Genomic DNA, 16,447 nt, shown 5'->3' on the forward strand with positions numbered 1-16,447 from the left:
TTGATCTAAAAAGTAAAGCAACTTTTCCTCTACATAATATTAATTCTACATATCCATCTGTTAATTAATGAAGGAGATTTATATCAAACTCTCCTTGATTTTTATTCTAAGCATTCGTATTAATTAGTGAAAACACAAAACTTTTATTGTCGATCATTTTTTTAAATAAATATATGACTAAGAAAACCTCAATCTAAATCAAGTATTGAGGTCTTCTTAGTGTCACTTGGCTATATGTTATAAAGATTAATTATATATTTTTATTTATAATATTAAGTTTCTGTATAGGAAGAAGTTTATTTTACAGAAACACGAGTTCCTATAGAATGACTTGTAAATTCTGGTGCATACATGCTTTGTATGGTAGTTATACCATTACTAAAGTTACCTTTACTATTTACACGAACATCATATTCAAAAACATAAACTCCTTTAGGCAAACGATCAAAGAAAAAGTGAGTTGCTGCATCTTTAGTGCTTTCATAATAACCTAAACCATCTTGCCATTTGTATTTTGATAATACATTAACAGGTTCAAAAGCTGAAGCTCTCATGTCTTTCATGTGAATGAACTCCATATTTCTATCAACTTTTAATTCAATTCTTACAGTAATCAAATCACCAATTTCCAAATCAGTTTCCGATAGTTTTCTTAATTCTTTACCAGAATCTGAATTTACCTTTTTAAATAATTTTTTAGTGATTTGTAAAGGCGTTTTAGCGTGTGTAATTTTATCTAAATCTTCAAAATATTGCCAGTATAATCCACCCCAAGCAATACCTTTGTTGTTTTTAGTTAAGGTAACTTTTGCTTTATCTGGAGTAACTTCTTTTCCGTTCCAAGAAGTTTTAAAATAACCTGTTCCAGCTTCAATTTTAGTGTTTTCAAGTTGAGTTGGATCGATGATTTTATTTCCAACAGTAACAGTTACTAACTCGTCAGAAGCTAGCCAATTTGTGCCTTGTAAAAGTAACGCATAAATTGCTTCAGAGGTAGATTTTGTGGTTTTCCAACGATTTACTTGTTTGTTTTTAAGTAACCAAACTTTTAAGTTGTCAATAATTTTAGTGTCATTTTTAATTTCAGCAAAAACTTCAATTAATAAAGCTTGAGTTTCTACAGGCGCTTGATGCCAATACCAACCTGCTTTATTTTCTTTCCAATACATTCCTAATTCTTCTGAAGTAATACTGTTTTCTTCTAAAGATTTTAAAATTAAATTGGCAGATTTTTTATTGCCATTTCTAAATTGAATTAAAGCATTTAAACCTTTTCCATATAAATTAAAACTATTCCAATATTTTGCAGCTTGTTTAGTGTAATAATCAATAGCTTTTTTAGTTTTCTTTGAAGTTTTATAATCTTTAAAGAAACTTTTCATGTATAAATACTGAAGTTCGAAATAACCGATATGTTGTTGAGCTAAAAATTCATCATATGCTTTTTTATTTTTAGAAACTTTTACACGTTTAGCACTATCTAAAAGTAAATTATATTGATATTCAATATGTTCATCTAAAAATTGAATAGCTCTTATAATCATGTCTTCTGAAACAGTACCTTCATTTGTCACACCAAGTTTTTGTAAATGACCGAATCCTGTTACGATGTGATTTGTAATGTTCGGACTAGCATAGTTTGATCCTTTAAACCATGGAAAACCGCCATTTTCCATTTGCATGAGTTGTAATTTGTTAATTGTGTTACTTTGCTCATTTTGCATTTTGTTTAAATCGAAAAGTAAGGCAATACGTTTCTTTTGTTCATTTTCTGATTGTGCGTCCCGTAACCATGGTGTTTCTTGAATGATTAGTGATTTTAATTCTTGATTTTTTTCTAGATTACTGATTAAAGTCTCACTATTTTTCCATTGATTAAATACATTCTGAATCTTGGGATTATTGTTTGCAATAAAACTAGCTAATGTATTAGCGTAATAACGAGAAAAAGTTTGTTCTGCACATTCATGTGGATATTCCATTAAATATGGAAGTGCCTGAACAGCTTCCCAAGCAGGATTAGAAGTAACCTCTAAACTTAGTTGGTGATGTTTTAATGTTGTAGAACTATTGTTTTTTAATTTGTTTAAAGTGAATGTTTTAGTCTGGTTTCCTCTTACCCACATTGGTAGAGTTTCTGTAACCAACATTCGATTAGAAAGTACAGGAAGTACATTTTGTTCTCCGTCACTAAATTGATCTGCTTGTGCTACAATTTTATATTCAACAGCTTGAATTGTTTCTGGAATAACTAGGTTCCAAGATACATTTGTGTTTCCGTTAGCATCTACAGAAAAACTTTTTTGTACTTGTTTGTTTTGTAAATCAGTATCAATAGCTTTTCCTGTGATAGCATCAGTTAAAATTAATTGACTTACACCTTGAAGTGTTTTATCGGTTAGATTACTAATTTTAGCACTAATTGTAATTTGATCTTTTTCACGTAAAAAACGAGGTGCATTTGGTACAATCATTAATTCTTTTTGAGTTACTGTTTCTAAAACTTCAGTAGAAGAATGTAATGCTTTAGTGTGCGCTAATAATTGTAGTTTCCACTTTGTTAAGGCTTCTGGCATTGTAAATGTAAAAGAAACATCTCCGTTTTTATCAGTTAACAATTTAGGATAGAAAAAAGCTGTTTCTTGTAAGTTTTTACGTGCTTTTATATTCGATAATGTTTTTTCATTTTTTGTGCTATACTTTTCTTGAGAGTCTTTAGGAGTCCATCCTCTAGAATCAATAGAATCATAGTTTTTATTAGAAGCTTCTATACCTGAAGCTCTACCTCTTATTTTAGTTGCAGAAGAAGCAACAGCTACTTTTTCTCTTGTTTCACCATATCCTACAACAACAACTTCTTCTAGTACGCTATCACTTTCCATGTAAATATCTAGTTTAGAAAAGCTTTTTACTGGAACTTCTACAGTTTTCATTCCAACAAAACTGAATATTAGAACATCACCATTGTTAACTTTAATCGAAAATTCACCATCAATATTACTTTCATCTCCATTAGTTGTTCCTTTAACTAAGATAGAAACACCCGGTAGAGGTCCGCTTTCATCACGAATTATACCCGAAACTGCACCAGTAAAACTTCCTGATTTCTTAACTTGTGTTGGGCGGCCTAATCGACTCAAATATTGTTTGTTAACCCAATTGCTATTATTAAAGCTAAAACCAAACCAATTAAAACTATCGTATTTTAAAGAAGGATAATTTGTGTAATTGTTATGATTTAAGTTTTGAAAAGCAAAACGTGTAGTTCCAAAACCTCTTGAACTACTTAGGCTAGAACTATAATATTTAGGTTTGTCAATAGGGTAAAAATCCCACTCGTGATTTTTAAATTGATCTAAAGAAGCATCATACATTCCAGCTAATAATTCGGCTGATACTTTTTCTTTTTTAGCTCCTTTTATTGTAAAAGACCAAGTTTCTTTTTGTCCAGGTTGTAATTTATCTCTAAAGGTTTTAGTTATAATTTCTAAATCTGTATTTGGATAAGGAACATCAATAATTTGTCTTCCTTGTTTAAAATCATTGTAATTTACTAGATGGTAATGAACGCCAAAACCTCCTAAGTCTTCTTTTGTAACAGGTATTTCAATGGTTTTACTGTTTTTGTTTAAATGTATATAGTGAGAAGAAATTACTTCATGTTTTTTTTCTACAAACAACATTACAGTAAGATCATTAGAGTTTGTACTTACAGTTATTTTAGCAGTTTCTCCAATTTTGTATGATTTTTTATCGGTTCTAAAAGTAAATAGTTGATTATCTACAGGAACTTTATCTCGATCTGAAAATACAGTGAAATAACTTTTATCACTCACAGCTTGTCCGAATTTATCTTTTGAAGATAACTCTATAACATAACTTCCCGAAATCCAGTTTTTAATTTTTTTAAGTGAAATTTCTTTAGCTTTTTCAGTATTAAACTTTTCATTAAAAACTAAATCTCCTTTTTCCCAATGTCTGCGATTATTTTCATTTTTATACGGATCGTGAGGAAACTTTTCTTCAAATTCTTGTTGAGAAATGGTTTGGTAATCAGGACTCATCCAAGGTCTTTGTCTTAAAGGATGTTTAGGTGCTTTTAATTTATAGATTTTTATTTCACCAACAGCAGGAACAAATTCACCATTTAAATTTTTACTATCAATTTCAAAAGAATGTTTTTTATCATTCTTATTTAGTTTATCATCAATATTAATAGTAGCAACTAAACTATGATAACCTACTTTAACTATCGTAGTTTTGCTTCTTGTTTCTCCGTTAAGATCGGTAACATCTGCTGTGATTTCATAGTTGAAAATAGGTAATTGATCTTTAGCTACGCTTTCATCTGGTAAGGCTTTAAAAACAATTTCAAACTCTCCTTTATCGTTAGTAGTCACTTCACCATTTCTTATTTCTTGCGATTCAGAATGGTTAAAAGAAGGACGATACCAGTAATACCAACGAGGAAATTGCACTTTTCTATGAACACGGTAAGTGACTTTTGCATCAGTAATATTAGTTCCTGCATAAGATTTTGCAAAACCAACAACTTTAATACTATCATACATTTTGAAAGAAGTAGTAATTGGCTTAAAGTCAGTTTCGAATTTAGGTCGTTTGTATTCTTCAACCGAAATGTATTCATAACTTCTTCTTCCGTTTATGGTAGTAACAATTTGAAAACTTCCTGTTAAACCGGAGTTTGGAAGTATAAACTCTCCTGATGCAGAACCAAATTCATTCGTTTTTAATCTTAATGTATGCAACGTAACATTGTTAACATCTTTAATTGCTATTTCAATATTCTGATTTGCAATTACTGTTGATTTATTTTTTAACTTTTCTAAAGAAATACTTTTAAAAAATACAGTTTGTCCAGGTCTATAAATACTTCTATCTGTAAATAAAAAAGTTTCGGTTTGTCTTGTAGATTCATGAAAATCGTTATACAATCTTCTTAAGTATAGGTTATCTATTAATACGACATCATTCTTGTATGTGATTTTAGCAGTAACATTTCCATAATAATCTTTTGGATTATATTTTATTTCTCCATTTGCATCGGTGAAATATGAAACATTAATACTTTTTCCATGTCTTCTTTTTTTATTGCTGAAGTTTACTAGAGCTTTTTCAATAGGTTTACCAGTATTTCTATCAACAACTTGATAAACCGTTGTTCCAGTTTGAGTTCTTGTTACTAAAGTTAAATCTGAAACTTGAAAAGAAGCAAAACCATAAATATTTTTATGATTTAATTCTTCGCTAATTGAGGCAACAAGTATATATGTACCTTTTTCTTGTTTAGGAATAATGACTTCATTGGTATGACTTTGATAATCGAATTCGTTAGGAAGTTTTTGAGACCAAGTATTTATTTTTTTTAGTTTGTTAATACGACTAATCTGTATTTTATTAGGAAATGATTTCTTGATTTCTTCTAATTCTTTTTGGTTGACATTATATATAGAAAAATGAAGTTGATCGATATTTTTATAGTTTACTAAAACTCTAGAAAATGTTTGAGAAGGAATATATTCTTCTGCAGTAATTGAAATGTTTTTCTTCTTTATTTTTAATTTTAATAACTCACTTTTATCCGCGGCAAAGCTTTTTGGGAACTTTTGAATAATAGCATTACAAAGCTTTAAAGCTTCTTGGTTTTTAAAACGTAAAGATTTGTTTTTGTTTTTTGAACTACTATATTTATTAGCATCATTATGGTACTTGTTCGCAATTTCAAAAGTATATAAACCAGAGGCTTCATGCGAATTAAATTTCTTTTCAGAGTCTAATAAAGTTTTTAAGTATAATTCATTTTTTTCTGAAAAAGTAGCTTTAGATTTTACAAAGTTTAAACGTTTTAAATCGACATCTACTAAAGCATTGATATTTTGTTTTAGTAAATGGAAAGCAATTAAATCTTGATAAATTTTTAAGGCATTAAATTGTAAAGACAATTTATCTTTACTTTCTAAATTTAATGAAGCATATTGTTCGGCTTCAGAAATTAGTTTTTCTTCTGTTACTTTAAATTGATAGGTAGGCTTGGTAATTCTTGTTTCATCAGTTTCATAAAAACTTAAAGCATTATGTGCTAAAAAATCATATAATGTTGGACGATATTTTTCTGAATTCTTTTCTTTAACAAGTAAAGAATGAAAAGTTTTAATATCAATATTCTGAAGTTCGTTTTTCTGTGCTAATGAATTTTGAAATTCTAAATGAATTTCTGCAAAAAGTGTTTCTAAATCCCAAGTTCTAAAATCAGACTCATCAACTTTAGAAGCTGTTTTTGTTCTTTGATAAAATTTCCATCTATTACTTTGAAAATATTGCCAATACATATTGGCAAGAATATTTTGTAATACGTTTTTTGTTGGAGTGTTACTTTGGTTTATATGTTCTTTAAACTGAGAAATAATTTTTAATTGTGCATCCTCATTTAAAGTCAACGAAAACTTGCTTTTATATAAAAGTGTTTTTACAATTTGTGGAGCATTATTTTTCTTTTTTGCTTGCTTGTAAATTTTTTCAACAACTTTTAATGCAGATTTAGGCTGATTAAATAATTCAAAATGATGCACTTCTTTCCATAACTTTTCATAGTTATTTTGTGCAGATAATACGGTAGAGAAAAACGTAAGCATTAGTATTGCAATCGATTTATTTTTCATGGTATGATTTTTAATACTTTTTTACAAAGTACTCAGATAGGTTCAATATACTAAAGTTTAAATAAGTAAACTAGTTAGATCTTGAAGTTAAACTATCTTTTTATTTAGTGTATGAATTAAATCAATTGCTATACCAATTTTTGATAAGACAAGAAGAATTATAGAATTTTCTTTATAATAAATTCACATCTTCTATTTATTTCATGTTGTTCTTCTGTACAAGATTCTTCTGTCTTACATTTTACAAGAGGTTGTGTTTCACCATAACCAATAGCAGAAATTCTATCAGGTTCAATACCTTTTTCCATGAAATACATACGAACTGCTGTTGCTCTTTTTTGAGATAATTCTAAGTTATAACGATTATTACCTCTTATATCTGAATGTGTTCCTACCTCAACAATCATATCAGGGTATTTTTTCATTAAATTAATAACTCGATCAATAGCTTTTTTACTATCTCGTCTTAAATACCATAAATTATAATCGAAACTGATTTCGTCTGTCTTAATAACTATTCTGTCTTTTTGCTTTTCTATATCTTTTTCTTTCTCAACGATTTCTTTACGTTTTTTATCCTTTGCAAATTTTAGCTTCTCAGCATTTTTTAGTTTTAATTCTTGTTCTTTTTTTAATTTTAAAGAAAGCGCTTCTCTTTTTTCTTTTTCTATAATTGCTAAAGATTTTAAAGTCATTGAAGCATCGTTGTCTTTATTTCTAACTTTCCTTAGAATTATTGTTTTTTGATTGGTTTTGTATCCAACTTTAGAAGCTTTAACTGTATAAGTAGTTTGACAATTAACCTTGAACTTGAATTTTTCACTGTTAGAAGTGTTTATCTTCGTGATTTCTTTTTGATTTTCATCTACTAAAATCAATTGTACATCATTAAGAATTACACCCGAATCTTTATCAGTAATTAATCCAGAGATGAATTGAGAACAAGGTTCAATTTTTAATGGCTTTTGTTCTACTATTTTATAAATGTCATCGCTTCCTTTTCCGCCTTTTCTATTAGAAGCAAAGAAACCTTCTTTAGTTTTAGAGTTAATATTAAATGAAAAATCATCATAACCAGAATTTACAGGAAATCCGATGTTATCAGGTTTCGATATTTTTCCATCTGAAATTGAGCAAACAAATACATCTAAAGATCCAAAACCAGGGTGACCGTTAGAAGAAAAATAGAGTTTATTGTCTTCGCTTATGTAAGGAAATTGCTCTTTATTTGGAGTGTTTATTTTTTCTCCTAAGTTCTTTGGTTTTCCAAAACTTCCGTCATAATCAATCGTTACAGCGTATAAATCAAATCCGCCAAATCCACCAGGCATGTCAGAAGCAAAATATAAAGTTTTTTCATCTGGGCTTAAAGCAGGATGTTCGGTAGAGTAAGTGTTAGAGTTAAAAGATAGTGAGGTGATGTTTTTCCATTCATTATCAATAAATTCTGCTTTGTATAGTTGAACGTGAGTAACTTTTTTATCGTCTGTATTTCTTTTTCCTTTTACTAAATTATTTCTAGTGAAGTAAGCTGTTTTTCCGTCTTTGGTAAAGATGATATTAGACTCATGTAGTTTAGAGTTAATTTTCTCTGAAAAAGGTTGTGCTATACTGTCTCCTAAATAAATTTGATTAGCATTAACCTGATAAATATCTAAATAATGTTGTCCATTCCAACCAAAACGTTTTCCGTAAATTTCTTTTCTTGGAGCAGCAAATATGATTGAATTACCTGTTTGAATTGCACCAAATTCAGAATCAGGAGTATTAATACCTAAATTTTTTATAGAAAAGCGATTCCCTAAAGCTTCAATATTCTCTAAATACTCAATTTCTTTTTGAAGTTGAGTGTATTTAATTTCATCTTTAGTTTTATAGTAGTTCAGTAAAACATTATTTGCTTTCTTGTATTCACCTAATGCTTTTAATGAATTTGAAAATCTATGATAATAAATTTCAGAAACAACTTTATGGTAATTTTTAAGTAAGTAACGATAATTTACAGTTGCTTTTTCCATATTATATGTATAGTAGTAAGCATCTGCTAGATTTTTTATTGCTTCAAAACTTTCTCTTTCTTTTAAAGCTTTTTCATACAGAGGAATAGCTTCGGTATAAAATGTTCTTTCAAAATATTTATGCGCTCTTTTAAGAGATTGACTTTGAGAAAAGCAAATAAAAACAGAACTGAATAGTAGTAAAAAACTTATTTTCTTCATAGTAATCTTTTTAAAAGAATCTTGGTGATTTGTCGTATCCTTTTTTTAATCCCAATGTGTCAAAATCAAACAATAGCATGAATTCGTGAGTTCCAGAGTTAAAACTTCCTAAATTGTTTGTGGTGTAATCAAAGGCATATCCCATTCTCAAAGAATCAAAAAGGCGGAAGTTAAACATTAGACTTACAGCGTCATTAACTCTATAAGCTAAGCCTGCTTCAAATTTGTGGTTATACAGAACATTTACAGCTGTATCTAATACAATTGGAGATCCTTTTACAGCTTTGGCCATAAATGATGGCTTTAATTTAAAAAGATCAGAAACTTGAAAAACATAACCACCATTTACAAACAAATGAATTTCTTCGCCACCAATACTGTTTAATCCATTATTTTCTTCAAAATGTTCTCCTTTTACTAAGTTTGGAATAGCAGCTCCGATATAATATGTATCAGTAAAGTAAAATAAACCTGCTCCAAAGTTTACAAAAGTTTTATTTTGATTTTCAAAAGCTAAATCAGTAGGGATGAAACCAGAACTTATATTTTCATCAGGAAACCTGAAATTATTGAAGTTGGTGTTGAAACTAGTAAAACCGGCTTTTAAACCAAATGATAATTTATGTCCTTCAGCAATATTTATCATATAAGCAAAATCTGCATAAAAATTATTTTCTTTTAAAACTCCATCACCAATGTCGTCTGTAACTACAGATACACCAGCTTCTATATTATTACTTAAAGGTGCATGTGCAAAAAAATTATAGGTTTTAGGTGTTCCAACTGCAGAAGTCCATTGTCTTCTATGCATTACACCAAAATTTATAACTCCTAAATTGTTTGTAACGTAGGCAGGATTTACAATGTTTTGGTTATACATGTATTGTGTGTATTGAGGATCTTGTTGAGAAAAGAGCTCAAAAAAGGAACAAATACAAATAAGATATATTAATTTTTTCATTAGCTATTTTTATTTACTTAAGTAAATTCTTCCTTGTTTAGGTTTTAAGTTGTCTTTATTGTAGTTAAGTATATAAAAGTAAACACCACTAGTAACTTCCGATCCAGAAGCGTTTTGTCCATTCCATTTTGGATTATCAATGTTTCCTTTAAATAAAGATTGACCGTATCTATTAAAAATTTCTAATTCGTAATTCGGATAGAAAAATTCAATAAAAGGAATATAAAAATCATCGTTAGTTCCGTCGTTATTTGGAGAAAAACCATCAGGAATGAAGAAGTCATAGTCTTCAGGGTTACAATCTGATAAATCGATATTTATTGCAGCTCTTTCTCCTTCACAACCAGTTGTCGGATCAACATAAACAGCAAAGTAAGTAGTATCTTGCTCAATAGGATCGTTTTCACTTAATTCATTCCCGCCTTCATTGGCATCATACCATAATAAATCATACCCACTAACAATTGTGATTTCTGAAGCAATATCAGCTAAAGTAGGGTTACTTAATCCACAACGTTGTGTATCACCAGTAAATTCGGGAGTAGGAGGAGTAATAACAGATGCAATAAATTCTAACCGTTCATGATGTTCACAGTCATCTATTTTTGACACAGCAAAATAGCTTTTATTATTCTCTATAATTGTTGAAGAATCTAATATAGATCCTCCAGTATTAGCATCATACCAAATAACAGTACCAGTAGAAACTGATGCATTAAAGTCAGCTAGAGTAGGGTTATCTAAACCACAAAAAGTAGGATTAGTATCAGTAGAACTAACCATTTCCGTTGTTATAATTTTGATGTTTACTACAGAACGATCTGAACTTTCACAACTATTGTTAAGGTCACTAGCTGTTACAAAATATGTTTTTCCGTCCTCTAAAGCTGTATTTATATCTAAAGGAGTTGTAGTGCTGGAATTTTCATACCAAGTTAGATTTTCTCCTTCATCTACAGTAATATTATTTAGAGTTGGTTGATTAGGAAAAAAATCAGATAAACATAAAGTTTGGTTCTCTTCTAAAACGGGAGCATCAGGAATACCATTTATAGAGAAGGATTCTGTGAGTTCGAATTCAAATTGTGTTCTACAAGGATCAGTGTCATTTTGTACACTTTTTAATAATACATTGTAATTTCCTTGAGCTAATCCGGAAATATCTACATTGAAATTTGCATTTCCTCCTGAGAAAACAATTGTATTTTCTATAAGTTTAGTAGAGCTATTTAATTCTGTAACCTCATAAGTGATAGTATATTCACCGCTACTTAAATTAGGAGCATCAATTAAGATTTTCATGTCTGTAGCATTACAAGCGTTATCTACTTGTAGATCGAGAGTAATGTCTTCAGGAACTCTTTTGATGGTAAAAGTTTCTTCAACACAGTTTAAACCAATAGCTGTTGGAGAAGTTATATCGATTGTATATTCTGCTATTTGTGGTGGGAAAGATGAAAAATCTAAAGGTAAAGTAGCTTTTCCATCAGTAAATAAAACATTTAAATCGTTGACTACAATTAAATCAGAATTAACATTATTAGAAACTACATAGCTAAGTGTGTGTTCACTGTTGGTAATTGTTCCGTCATTGTTGGTTAATTCAGAAATATCGATATCTATTATATCAGTATCGAAACAAATATCCTCTACATTAACTTTTGCGTTATAAATTGTAAAGTCAAACTCTTCAACAGTATATGTATCGCAAATAATATTTCTGAGATCTTTTATAGCTACGGTTCTTATGGTGTAACTTCCAGGAGATAAAATAGATGAGCTAAGCTCAAATTCGTATTCAAATAAGGTTCTTGTACCTAAATCATCATCAAAAATAGAAAAGGGAACGTCATTTTGTGTATCTGAATATACTACTAATCCGGTGTTTTTATCTATTATTTCATAGTCTATATTATAAACCATTTGAGCTTCTTCAGAGCCTTCATGTATAATTTTAATAGTTGTGTTTTCTATATCACATAACTTTTCAACGGAGAATTTTCCAGAGATTTCAGGAATAAAAATATTTACAGTACTTGAAGTTTTAGAACAAACTCCATGGATTGGAAAAACAGTATAAGTAAAAGAATAAAATCCAGGTCCAAAATCGTTGTAAATTTGCTCAACATTGATGATATGATCAGTTAGAGAAGTAATTTGTCCAGTGGTGTCATTATCTGACCAAATACCATCACTATCATTACCCGCTAAATAATCAAATAAATCTAAATTGCTATAGATGCTTAAATTGTCTGTGTCACAAATATTAAGCTCAGAAGCAATTCCTGAATCTGAAGCTCTGTGAACTTCTAATATGATTGTTGCTGTTCTAGAGGGGCACGAATCTATTGTGTCAACAGTATAAATTAATGTATGAGTTCCACGACCAGCAACTGTTGCATTGAAGAAGCTGCCATTTAAAGCAATAGGCGGTGTTCCAGTACCAACACTCCAAGTTCCATTAATATCTGAACTTAAACTAATTAAATCATTATCTAAAAAAGAGAATAAATCTACAGCAGTGTCGTCTTCACAAGCATTTGCTCCTCCATCTATGTTGTCTTCACCAGGATATCCTCCTAAAAAAACTGTTACAGTAGCACTTTCACCACAATCATCATTCGTGTAAATGAATTTATGCTCACCAAAACGATTGATACTCCAAAGGTTTAATATTCCAGTACTAGAATTTAAAGCAAATCTATTTATAGGGTTTTCGCTAGTCCATGTTCCCCCAGTAGTAGGTGAACCGTTTAATTGATTGAAAAGGTTAAATTGTTGATAATTAGTGTCTAATTCTTTGTTGCAAATAGTTGCAGAAGCATCATTTCCTGCGCATTGTGAGTAAGAAAAAAATAAATTAAAAAAAATCACAATAAGTGAAAGAGTTATAGTATTTGGTCTAGTTTTCATTTTACAAAAGCAATAGCTGAAAAGCAAAGCTACTATAAAATTTATAGACTGCAATTATTTAATATTTACGATTTAGTTTGATTATTTTAGCCAATCATTATAAGAGATCTGATGAGAGTACATTTTATAGCAATAGGTGGTAGTGCAATGCATAATTTAGCTATCGCATTACATCAAAAAGGATATCAAATAACAGGAAGTGACGATACAATTCACGATCCTTCTAAATCTAGATTAGAAGCTAAAGGTTTATTACCTGAAAGTTTTGGTTGGTTTCCTGATAAGATTAATAAAGATCTTGATGCTATAATTTTGGGAATGCATGCTAAAATTGATAATCCAGAATTAATAAAAGCTCAAGAATTAGGTTTGAAAATTTATTCTTATCCAGAGTTTTTATATGAACAATCGAAGCATAAAACTCGTGTAGTTATTGGAGGTTCTCATGGAAAAACTACAATTACTTCAATGATTTTACATGTTTTAAACTACCATGATAAAGAAGTAGATTACATGGTTGGCGCGCAGTTAGATGGGTTTGAAACAATGGTACACTTAACAGAGGAAAATGATTTTATTGTTTTAGAAGGAGATGAATATTTAAGTTCACCAATAGATCGAAGACCAAAGTTTCATTTGTACAAGCCAAATATTGCATTGTTAAGTGGAATTGCTTGGGATCATATTAATGTATTTCCAACTTTTGAAAATTATATAGAGCAGTTTCAGATTTTTACAGACTCATTAGTAAATGGAGGTATTATGGTTTATAGTGAAGAAGATGAAAATGTAAAAAAAGTAGTTGAAAACTCGACAAATTCTATAAAAAGGTATCCGTATAGTTTACCTGAACATTTTATAGAAAATGGGATTACCTATTTAAATACAGTAGAAGGAGATTTACCTTTAGATGTGTTTGGAGATCATAATCTACAAAATATAGCTGGAGCTAAATGGATTTGTCAGCATATGGGAGTAGATGAAGAAGATTTTTATGAAGCTATTATGTCTTTTAAAGGAGCGAGTAAAAGATTAGAAAAAATAGCTGAGAATGATTCTACTATTATTTTTAAAGATTTTGCTCATTCGCCTTCTAAAGTAAAAGCTACTACTACGGCTGTAAAAGATCAATATAGAAATAAGAAACTTATTGCTTGTTTAGAATTACACACCTATAGTAGCTTGAATGCTGATTTTTTATCAGAATACAAAAACACTCTAAACAAAGCAGATGAAGCTATTGTGTTTTATTCTCCTCACGCAGTTAAGATTAAAGAATTAGATGAAGTAACAGAGAAACAAATAGCAGATTCTTTTCAAAGAGAAGATTTAGTGATTTTTATCAATCCAATTCAGTTTAAAGAATATTTGTTTAAAAAGAATTTAAAAGATTCTGTTTTATTGTTAATGAGTTCGGGTAATTATGGTGGTTTAGATTTTGAAGAAGTTAAAAAAATGGTGGATTCTTGATTTTAAATATATTCTATATTCCTTTTTGTAGGTTGATTTAAAAATTGTTTTAAAGGCTTTAGTATTAAATATTCGCCATGAAACAAGCTTTTTTTTAAGCTTTGACATTGGGTGTTCTAAAAGTTTTATTTGATTAGAAAAGAAAGTTTGGGCAAGTAGGGTATTTTCATAACTAATGGAGTTAGGTTCATTAAAAATTTTAAAACTACTATATAGAAAATTGTTTAGATGTTTATGGTTTTTGAGTTTTTTTACAGATGTAATAGGTGAACATTTTTTTGATAGAAGAAAGATATCGTAAGAACTTCTTAAATTGAAATTCTTAAAAATTTTACCATTGTCATTAAATTGTTTATTACAGGTCGTTAAAATAATATTATCGCTGTAAGACAATGTGGATATGTTTTTTTTCTTGATGTTTGGAAAAATAAAATCATAATTGAATTCCGAAATTTTAGAAGAACTTACCATCTTATAATGAATTTCAGTAGATGCAATTTTATTTTTCTTTATCATTTTTGGATAGTGCCTATTTGTTATTGTGGTGTCAAATTTATCCTTATGAAATTTGTAGTATCCATCGTTTTTTAATACCCTAATAGATTCAGTAAAGCTGTTGTTGTTAACTAAAAAATCAATATCCCCAACCATTCTCTCAGCAATATCGTCATACAGACCTTCAAGTAAATTACCTGTTCCTTTTAAAAAAATAGGAGTAATATTATGAGAAAGTAACAATTCATTAATCTCTTTGGCTTGCTGAATTATTTGTGTATTACGTTCTCGATTTAAATCAGCAATATGTTTCATATACCCGACCAAATCTTCGGGTAAATATTTTAAAAAATCAGCTTTTCTTAAATTACAATATAGAGCAGGAAAAACATAATGTTCTGTACTAAGCTTAACAATATTGTCCCAATCAACAGTATTATTTTTTAAATGTTCTTCTACAATACGTTTATTGTGAGCTTCATGGTTTATAGTTAAACATTTTCCAATAAAAAATAATGTTTCTTTATATGTCATCGTTAAGTAAATTTTTAATGGTTTTTACCATTTTTTCATTGTCAGAATAAGTTAAACGATAACATTTGGTATTCGAGAACCATTTTAAAAATACTTTTACATTTTCAGGTTTACTTGAAATCCAAGAATCAGGAATTAACTGTTGGAAAGCTTCTAATTTAGAAATAGAATTAAAGTTTAAATCACTATTTTTTTCATATTTAATAAAAACAAGATCGTTACAAGGTAAGTTGTAATCAGAGGTATTTGTTTTTGGAGGTAGAAATCGAACAATTTTATTTAATCTTTTGAAATGAAACTCAGCAGAAGTTTCTAATTCAGGATACATAGGTAGTAGGGTTTCCAAACTGTTTTTCTTTATAGAAATCGCAGAAGGAAATGTATAAATATTTTGTTTGTTAATATCTATAGGAACAAAGTCGTCGGCTAAACAAGTTAATCCGTTGGCTTGTAAGATTGCTAGAGATGTACTTTTTCCGTTACCAGAATCTCCTAATAAAAGTAAAGATTTATTTTTATTTCCTAATCCTGAAGCATGAAAAATTCCCATCCATTCATCTTCTGGTTTGTTGTGTATATATTGAACAATATACATTGAGAACTTTCCTTGAAAATAATGAATATCTTTTCTATGCCATGAACCAATGTGATTGTTATCTATCAATAGATGAGTGATGTTTTTTTCCGTAAAAACTTGAAAATGGTAATCACTGTCTGTTTGGTATTCAATTTCTAAATGAGAGAATTTAGGGTGGACTAAATATTCTTCAAATTCAGAAAGAAAATCTACTTTAAAAACTAAGTTATTTATTTTGTAGAATTTCGAAATTTGAAAAGTTGGAATTTCATGCTTTCTTTCTGTTTCATTTAAATTTTCATTTTTCTTAATGTTAGATAAATAAACATTTGAATAGATCTTTTCAGTAAAATCTAAAGCGTCATCAAAAGAAACTTCAAGTTCTTGTTCAAGTCCCTTACTAATTTCTTCAATCGAGATTCCTTCATTTAGATTAAAAATTATTTCTGCTACTTTATTTTCTAATACGATGTATTGATTAGTTTCAGAAAACCAAACAACTGATTTGTCTTCAATATGTTCTCTAAGTAATGTAGTTTTTATTCCCATTGGGGTAAAAATAACTAAAAACCTCAAGAATACTCTTGAGGTTTTTTTA

General features: G+C 29.1%; 7 protein-coding genes. 1 reads left to right on the forward strand and 6 read right to left on the reverse strand.

The features are described 5' to 3' along the window. Positions 1 to 296: 296 nt before the first annotated feature. The 4 genes from AC2TEO_RS16230 to AC2TEO_RS16245 all read right to left on the reverse strand — a co-directional run bounded on the left by AC2TEO_RS16230 (position 297) and on the right by AC2TEO_RS16245 (position 12,773). Positions 297 to 6,680 carry an alpha-2-macroglobulin family protein gene (locus tag AC2TEO_RS16230; protein ID WP_442265824.1) on the reverse strand — a complete coding sequence of 2,128 codons (6,384 nt, stop codon included), beginning with the start codon at positions 6,678 to 6,680 and terminating at the stop codon, positions 297 to 299. 158 nt (positions 6,681 to 6,838) lie between these two features. Next, positions 6,839 to 8,899: an OmpA family protein gene (locus tag AC2TEO_RS16235; protein ID WP_442265825.1), complete on the reverse strand. Its 2,061-nt coding sequence runs from the start codon at positions 8,897 to 8,899 to the stop codon at positions 6,839 to 6,841. A gap of 10 nt (positions 8,900 to 8,909) precedes the next feature. After that, positions 8,910 to 9,860 carry a PorP/SprF family type IX secretion system membrane protein gene (locus AC2TEO_RS16240; protein WP_442265826.1) on the reverse strand — a complete coding sequence of 317 codons (951 nt, stop codon included), beginning with the start codon at positions 9,858 to 9,860 and terminating at the stop codon, positions 8,910 to 8,912. 9 nt (positions 9,861 to 9,869) lie between these two features. Then, positions 9,870 to 12,773 carry a T9SS type B sorting domain-containing protein gene (locus AC2TEO_RS16245; protein WP_442265827.1) on the reverse strand — a complete coding sequence of 968 codons (2,904 nt, stop codon included), beginning with the start codon at positions 12,771 to 12,773 and terminating at the stop codon, positions 9,870 to 9,872. 111 nt (positions 12,774 to 12,884) lie between these two features. Here AC2TEO_RS16245 and AC2TEO_RS16250 point away from each other — a divergent pair, with 111 nt between their 5' ends. Beyond that, positions 12,885 to 14,243, forward strand: a complete 1,359-nt coding sequence (locus tag AC2TEO_RS16250; protein ID WP_442265828.1) for a UDP-N-acetylmuramate--L-alanine ligase — start codon at positions 12,885 to 12,887, stop codon at positions 14,241 to 14,243. Here the strand turns inward: AC2TEO_RS16250 and AC2TEO_RS16255 are convergent. Further along, positions 14,205 to 15,272: a nucleotidyltransferase family protein gene (locus AC2TEO_RS16255; protein WP_442265829.1), complete on the reverse strand. Its 1,068-nt coding sequence runs from the start codon at positions 15,270 to 15,272 to the stop codon at positions 14,205 to 14,207. The two genes, AC2TEO_RS16250 and AC2TEO_RS16255, sit on opposite strands and share 39 nt — an antisense overlap. Beyond that, the gene (locus tag AC2TEO_RS16260) at positions 15,262 to 16,398 is read right to left on the reverse strand and encodes a hypothetical protein (RefSeq protein WP_442265830.1); all 1,137 of its coding nucleotides are present in this window, start codon (positions 16,396 to 16,398) and stop codon (positions 15,262 to 15,264) included. Before AC2TEO_RS16260 ends, AC2TEO_RS16255 begins: the two co-directional genes overlap by 11 nt. Between the last annotated feature and the right edge of the window lie 49 nt (positions 16,399 to 16,447).

The sequence above is a fragment of the Tenacibaculum aquaeponti genome (genome assembly GCF_057221555.1).